This is a genomic window from Flavobacterium sp. (genome assembly GCF_036405015.1).
Classification (GTDB): Bacteria; Bacteroidota; Bacteroidia; order Flavobacteriales; family Flavobacteriaceae; genus Flavobacterium.
On the sequence record NZ_DASWYK010000262.1, the window covers coordinates 1 to 7511 of the forward strand.

4 protein-coding genes are annotated in these 7511 nt (G+C 33.0%); all 4 read left to right on the forward strand.

Annotated elements, in window-relative coordinates; translation table 11 throughout:
• The first annotated feature begins 164 nt into the window (after positions 1-164).
• The 4 genes from uvrA (at position 165) to VGE71_RS22895 (ending at position 7168) form a co-directional block, all read left to right on the forward strand.
• Positions 165-2996, forward strand: coding sequence for an excinuclease ABC subunit UvrA (gene uvrA, locus VGE71_RS22880; protein WP_331140398.1), 2832 nt, complete (start codon positions 165-167; stop codon positions 2994-2996).
• 241 nt (positions 2997-3237) lie between these two features.
• Positions 3238-3384: a hypothetical protein gene (locus VGE71_RS22885; protein WP_331140399.1), complete on the forward strand. Its 147-nt coding sequence runs from the start codon at positions 3238-3240 to the stop codon at positions 3382-3384.
• Between the two features lie 10 nt (positions 3385-3394).
• On the forward strand, positions 3395-4123 hold the full coding sequence (locus VGE71_RS22890; RefSeq protein WP_144219156.1) for a TIGR00730 family Rossman fold protein: 729 nt from the start codon (positions 3395-3397) through the stop codon (positions 4121-4123).
• 297 nt (positions 4124-4420) lie between these two features.
• Complete coding sequence (locus VGE71_RS22895; protein WP_331140400.1) at positions 4421-7168, forward strand: aminopeptidase; 2748 nt, start codon at positions 4421-4423, stop codon at positions 7166-7168.
• The last annotated feature ends 343 nt before the right edge of the window (positions 7169-7511 follow it).

Here is a 7511-nt window from a genome sequence, read left to right on the forward strand (position 1 = left end):
AATTAAAAATCAAAAAATACAACATTTTATCAATTCAAAACGATTGGATCAAAACGCTGGCAAATATATTCCAGCGTTTTTTGTTATTATTTGTAACATAAACTTTTGCTATCGAGCACTAAAAGAACAAATCAAAGTGGTAACTTTGCGTTTTGCTCAAAATTATGTTAGAAAAAGACAATACTATTGAAGTTCTTGGTGCAAGAGTTCATAATCTTAAAAATATAGACATTTCTATTCCTCGCGAAAAACTGGTGGTTATTACTGGTTTATCGGGTTCGGGGAAATCATCTTTGGCATTTGATACTATTTATGCTGAAGGACAACGTCGTTATGTTGAAACTTTTTCGGCTTATGCCAGACAATTTCTTGGCGGTTTGGAGCGTCCTGATGTCGATAAAATTGACGGACTTTCTCCTGTAATTGCTATTGAACAAAAAACGACCAGCAAAAGTCCGCGTTCTACGGTTGGAACTATTACTGAAATTTACGATTTCCTTCGACTTTTATACGCTCGTGGTGCTGATGCTTATAGTTACAACACAGGCGAAAAAATGGTTTCGTATTCTGATGAGCAAATTAAAGATTTGATTATTCAGGATTATAACGGAAAAAGAATTAACATTCTAGCCCCAGTAATTAAAGCCAGAAAAGGACATTACGCCGAATTATTTCAACAGATTACCAAACAAGGATTTTTGAAAGTTCGCGTAAACGGAGACGTTCAGGACTTGGTTTCGGGAATGAAATTAGACAGATACAAAACTCACGATATCGAAATTGTGGTGGACAGAATGGTCATTGAAGATAATCCCGACACTCAAAAAAGATTATCGGAAAGCATTAATACTGCAATGCATCATGGTGAAAATGTCCTGATGATTTTAGATCAGGATTCTAATGAAGTACGTTATTTCAGTAGAAATTTAATGTGTCCTTCAACTGGAATTTCGTATCAAAATCCAGAACCGAATTTATTTTCGTTCAACTCGCCAAAAGGAGCTTGTCCGCATTGCAACGGATTGGGAACGGTACACGAGATTAATGTAAAAAAGATTATTCCGAATCCAAAATTATCCATAAAAGCAGGTGGTTTTGCGCCACTTGGAGAATATAAATCTTCATGGATTTTCAAACAATTGGAAACCATTGGCGAAAAATTCGGATTTAAAATAACGGATCCGATTGAGAAGATTCCTGAAGATGCCATGACGATGATTTTGTATGGTGGAAAGGACAAATTTTCTATCAATTCAAAAGATCTTGGCGTTACAAGAGAATATAAAATTGATTTTGAAGGAATCTCAAATTTCATTAAAAATCAATATGACGAAAGTGCCACAACCAGCATAAAACGTTGGGCAAAAGATTTTATGGACGAAATTGCTTGTCCAGTTTGCGAGGGTTCTCGTCTTAAAAAAGAAGCTTTATTTTTTAGAGTAAATGAAAAAAATATCACCGAATTGTGTGATATGGATATTTCAGATTTGACAGCGTGGTTTTTAGATCTAAATAATCATTTGACTGACAAACAACTTTTAATTGCTTCTGAAGTTGTAAAAGAAATCAAAGACCGTTTGAACTTTTTAATGAATGTTGGTTTGAATTATTTGGCTTTAAGCCGAAGTTCAAAATCACTTTCTGGTGGTGAAGCACAACGTATTCGTTTAGCGACACAAATTGGTTCTCAATTGGTTGGTGTTCTTTATATTTTGGATGAACCAAGTATTGGTTTACACCAAAGAGACAACGAAAAACTGATTCATTCTCTCGAACAATTACGTGACATCGGAAACTCTGTTATTGTGGTTGAACACGACAAAGACATGATTGAAACAGCCGATTACGTAATTGATATTGGTCCGAAAGCGGGTAAATACGGTGGAGAAATCATCAGTATTGGAACACCGAAAGAAACTCTAAAATCAAATACGATTACTGCTCAATATCTGAATGGTAAAATGAAATTAGAGATTCCGAAGAAGCGCCGAAAAGGAAATGGAAAATTCTTAAAACTAACTGGAGCAACAGGAAATAACTTAAAAAATGTTTCTATTGAAATTCCGTTAGGTCAATTAACTTGTGTTACAGGAGTTTCAGGAAGTGGAAAATCGACTTTGATTAATGAAACGCTTTACCCTATTTTAAATGCCTATTATTTTAATGGAGTAAAAAAACCGCAACCTTACAAAAAAATTGAAGGTTTAGAGCATATTGACAAAGTAATCGATATTGACCAAAGTCCGATTGGGCGTACACCGCGTTCGAATCCGGCAACTTATACGGAGGTTTTCACCGAAATCAGAAATCTGTTTACAATGACTTCAGAAAGTATGATTCGCGGTTACAAAGCGGGGCGTTTCAGCTTTAACGTAAAAGGCGGACGTTGCGAAACCTGTGAAGGTTCTGGAGTTAGAACAATCGAAATGAACTTTTTACCAGACGTTTATGTAGAATGTGAAACTTGCCAGGGAAAACGTTTCAATAGAGAAACCTTAGAAATTAGATACAAAGGAAAATCTATTTCGGATGTTTTGGATATGACGGTTGACGAAGCAGTTCCTTTCTTTGAAAATATTCCGAAAATCTATAGAAAAATCAAAACGATTCAGGATGTTGGTTTAGGTTATATTACGCTTGGTCAGCAAAGCACAACGCTTTCTGGTGGTGAAGCGCAACGTATTAAACTGGCAGGAGAATTATCTAAAAAAGATACTGGAAATACTTTTTATATTCTAGATGAACCCACTACAGGATTGCATTTTGAAGACATTCGTGTTTTAATGGAAGTAATCAATAAATTGGTTGATAAAGGAAATACCATTTTGGTAATCGAACATAACATGGACGTTATCAAACTTGCCGATTATATTATTGATATTGGTCCAGAAGGTGGAAAAGGCGGTGGACAATTGGTTGCCAAAGGAACACCAGAACAAGTCGCTGAGAATAAAAAAAGTTATACCGCTAAGTTTTTAAAGAAAGAACTGGAATAAAACAGGAACATCTTTGTCAAAGTTTAAAACTTTGACAAAGATCGCATTCCTGAATCTGAAAAGATTCCAAACTTATAAACTTGATAATGAATCAAAAACCTCAAATTGATTATTATCATAAGATTACTTTTAGATTATAATTCCTGTTTTCTATAACAATTCTAGAAAAAAGTGTTAATTTAGTATCCGCTTTTTTTGAAAAACTCAAAGTTTTTAAAGAAAGATCTTTCAATTAAACCTAATGTTTATTTTGAAACCAACTGCCCTAGCCCTGATGGGAGCGGCATCCTTTTGTGGCGGGGTTCGCCACAAAAGATATAGCGGACAGCAGGAAACAGCTCCTTATTTCAAAAACAATTACAACCCGAGAATAAAATATAAATTATAAAATACCTAAAATGAGATTAGAAGATTTTGATAATGACGAAGATAAAGTGATTCAAGACCGTTTGAAACAAAAAACGTGGAATGAAATTAGAACCAATGACAGCTGGGCAATTTTTAAAATTATGTCTGAATTTGTAAATGGTTATGAGGCAATGGGACGAATTGGTCCGTGTGTTTCGATTTTTGGATCTGCAAGAACAAAACCAGATAATAAGTACTATCAATTGGCTGAAAAAATCGCTTACAAAATTAGTAAAGCGGGTTACGGTGTGATTACAGGAGGTGGTCCCGGAATTATGGAAGCTGGGAATAAAGGTGCGCATTTAGGCGGTGGAACTTCTGTTGGTCTAAATATCGAACTTCCTTTTGAACAGCATTTTAATCCGTATATCGATCACGATAAAAACTTGAATTTTGATTATTTCTTTGTTAGAAAAGTAATGTTCGTGAAATATTCGCAAGGTTTTGTGGTGATGCCAGGTGGTTTCGGAACTTTGGACGAAATGTTTGAAGCCATCACTTTAATTCAGACGAAGAAAATTGGAAAATTCCCAATCATTTTGGTTGGAGTTGAATTCTGGTCTGGCTTAATTGAATGGGTAAAAACGGTTTTGGTAGAAAAAATGCATACGGTAAGTCCAGAAGATTTGGATTTATTTAAAATCGTTGATACGGAAGATGAAGTGGTAGATGTTTTAGATAAATTCTACAAGAAATACGATTTAAGTCCGAATTTCTAATTTTTTATAATCATATAAGAGATATAAGAAAATTTAAGATTGGTGTTTCGAATTAAATTCAAATAAACTTACATCGATTATTGGGTTAAATTTCATCAAATATCGTAAAAATTGAAAGCTGTTTTTTTAAACAGCTGTTTTTATGCTATTTTTACAAAAAACCGAAGTAACTTTATGTACGTAACTTAAGTATATCCTATAAATTTTGCGCCATTCTTGAAATTGTTTTTTAAAATTATTTGCCCGATTTTAGTTTTATTCAGTTCAATAAAACTTTCAGCACAACATCTTTCTCAGATGGAGGTGGCGGTAAATCTTGAGCTCAAAACTCTGAATGTAAAACAAGATATTACGTACCATAACATTTCGAACGACACCTTAACTTCTATTGTTTTAAATGACTGGAATCATTCTTTTGTAGATAAAAACACGCCTTTGGCAAGACGTTTTTCGGATGAGTTTTACAGAGGTTTTCACTTAGCAAAAGCAGCCGACAGAGGAAAAACCACTATTCTAAGTCTGACAGATAACACCACGGCACTTGAATGGGAAAGAACAGAAAAAAATCCTGATTATGTTATTGTTCGATTAAATCAAAAATTACTTCCAGGAGAGAAAATCGATCTGCATCTTACTTATATAGCCAAGATTCCGAATGATAAATTTACTCATTTTGGATTTGATCAAAATGGTGGTATGGCTTTAAAAAACTGGTTTTTAAGCCCCGCACGTTTCGAAAATCATGAATTTATAAAATACAATAATTTCAATTTAGATGATATTGCCAATGCGACGGCTGATTATGAAATTGAGATTAAAATTCCTAATCAATATGCTATTACAACCGACTTAAATTCGGTTGCTAAAGATGTTTCTAACACCGATTATAGCATTTACTCTTTTTCAGGAAAAAACAGAACCGATTTTAGTCTTTACATCGAAAAGCAAAATAGTTTCAGAACATACGATAATGGTTTAATTGAAGTTGAAACCAATATAAAAAATAAAAAGATTGATGAAATTCAGAAAGCCATCATCATTGATCGTGTGGTTTCTTTTGCTACAGATTTTATTGGTAAATATCCGCATGAAAAAATTACGGTTTCTCAGACAGATTATGACCGAAATCCTTTTTATGGATTAAATCAGTTGCCTTCCTTTATCAGTCCGTTTCCTGATGACTTTATGTTTGAAATTCAATTCCTGAAAACATTTTTAAATAATTATCTAAAGAACAGTCTTCGCTTAGATTCCCGAAAAGACAATTGGGTTTACGACGGAATTCAGATTTACACCATGATGAAATACATGGAAGAAAATCATTTGGATAAAAAAATGCTGGGACGTCTTTCTGACATGAAACTCTTCAAAAGTTATAATATCACCAATTTGACTTTTAACGAGCAATACAGCTATTATTATATGCTGATGGCCCGTAAAAATTTGGATCAGCCATTGGGAGATCCAAAAAATACTTTAATTAAATTCAACGAACAAATTGCCAGTAAATACCGTGCGGGTTTAAGCTTAAGTTATTTAGATGATTATCTGAATCATAACATTGTTCCTGAAAGTGTAAAAGAGTTTTACAACCTAAACAAAATTCAGCAAACCAATCGTTACGATTTCGAAAAAATAGTAATCAAAAAGACTCCAAAAAATCTGGATTGGTTCTTTAATACGATCATCGATTCAAGAGATATTATTGATTATAAGTTTACGCATGTTTCCAGAACTGCAGACAGTGTTCGTTTTTCAATTAAAAACAAAACCGGAATTTATGCACCAATTCCAGTTTACGGACTTAAGAAAAATACTGTCGTTTTTAAGGAATGGGTAGAACCTACAATCAAAGATTCTGTATATGAATTTGATAGAAAAAATGCAGACAAAATCGTTTTAAACTACGACAACGAAGTTCCAGAATACAACCAAAGAAACAACTGGAAATCTCTAAAAAGTCTCGTTATAACCAATCGTCCGATTAAGTTTAATTTTGCGAAAGATTTAGAAGATCCTTACTACAATCAGATTTTATATATTCCGACGCTTACTTACAATTATTATGACGGTTTTACTCCCGGAATACGTTTTCACAACAAAACCATTCTGGACAAACCTTTTAATTTTGATATAAATCCAGCTTATTCTATTAAAGCAGGGACTTTATCAGGCTCTTCTGCTTTTTCATGGAATCAATATTATAGAAATAGTACTTTGTACAATGTGCGTTATTCTATTAGTCAAAATTATTTTCACTACGCACCCGATGCCACTTATTTAAGGTTAAATCCGATGGTTGCCTTTCGCATCCGTGAAAAAGATTTCAGAGACAATCGCAAGCAGCTGTTTTTATTTCGTCAGGTTATTGTAAATCGTGAGGAAAGCGCCTATATCACTGATAATTCCAAACCGAATTATTCTATTTTTAATGCGAGATATTCTAATACCAAAACAGAGCTAATTGATCATTTTAGTTTTATGACTGATCTGCAATTTTCTGGAGGATTTGGAAAAGCTTCAGGCGAAATTGAATACCGAAGATTGTTTCAAAACAATCGTAAAATCAACCTGAGATTATTTGCAGGAACCTTTTTGTACAATAGAACAAATTCAGATTATTTTAGTTTTGGTTTAGACAGACCAACCGATTATTTATTTGATTATAATTTATTTGGAAGATCTGAAAGCACAGGTTTTTTCAGTCAGCAATATGTAATTGCAGAAGGTGGTTTCAAATCACAATTAGAACCTTCTTACGCCAATCAATGGATGACGACTTTAAACGCAAGTTACGCAGTTTGGAACTGGGTAGAATTATATGGAGATATTGGTTTTATGAAAAACAAACATCAAAGTGAGTTCTTTGCTTATGATACAGGAGTACGTTTAAATCTGGTTCCAGATTATTTTGAACTTTATTTTCCAGTCTATTCTAATAATGGATGGGAAGTTTCACAACCAAGATACAATGAAAAAATACGATTTATAATCACTTTCTCACCAAAAACATTAGTTACTCTTTTTACTCGAAAATGGTTTTAATCAAATAAATTTTAAACAAAAACTTGCGAAATTATCATAAATCATAAAATTTACATAAAAAAATCATAAAAAAAATACGTAGTTTTTTGAATTTAAATACAAATAATTAAATTATATTTAGTTTAAAGAATTATGATTATTGATTGTTTTTAAGTAATTTCGCGACATAAACATGACCCTTCAAGATTATGATAAAAGAAAAAAACAATACTACATTGACATTTGAAGATTTCAAAACTGAGGTATTGAATGACTATAGAATTGCTGTTACAAGCCGTGAATGTAGTCTTTTAGGTCGAAAAGAAGTATTAACAGGAAAGGCTAAATTTGGAATTTTCGGTGA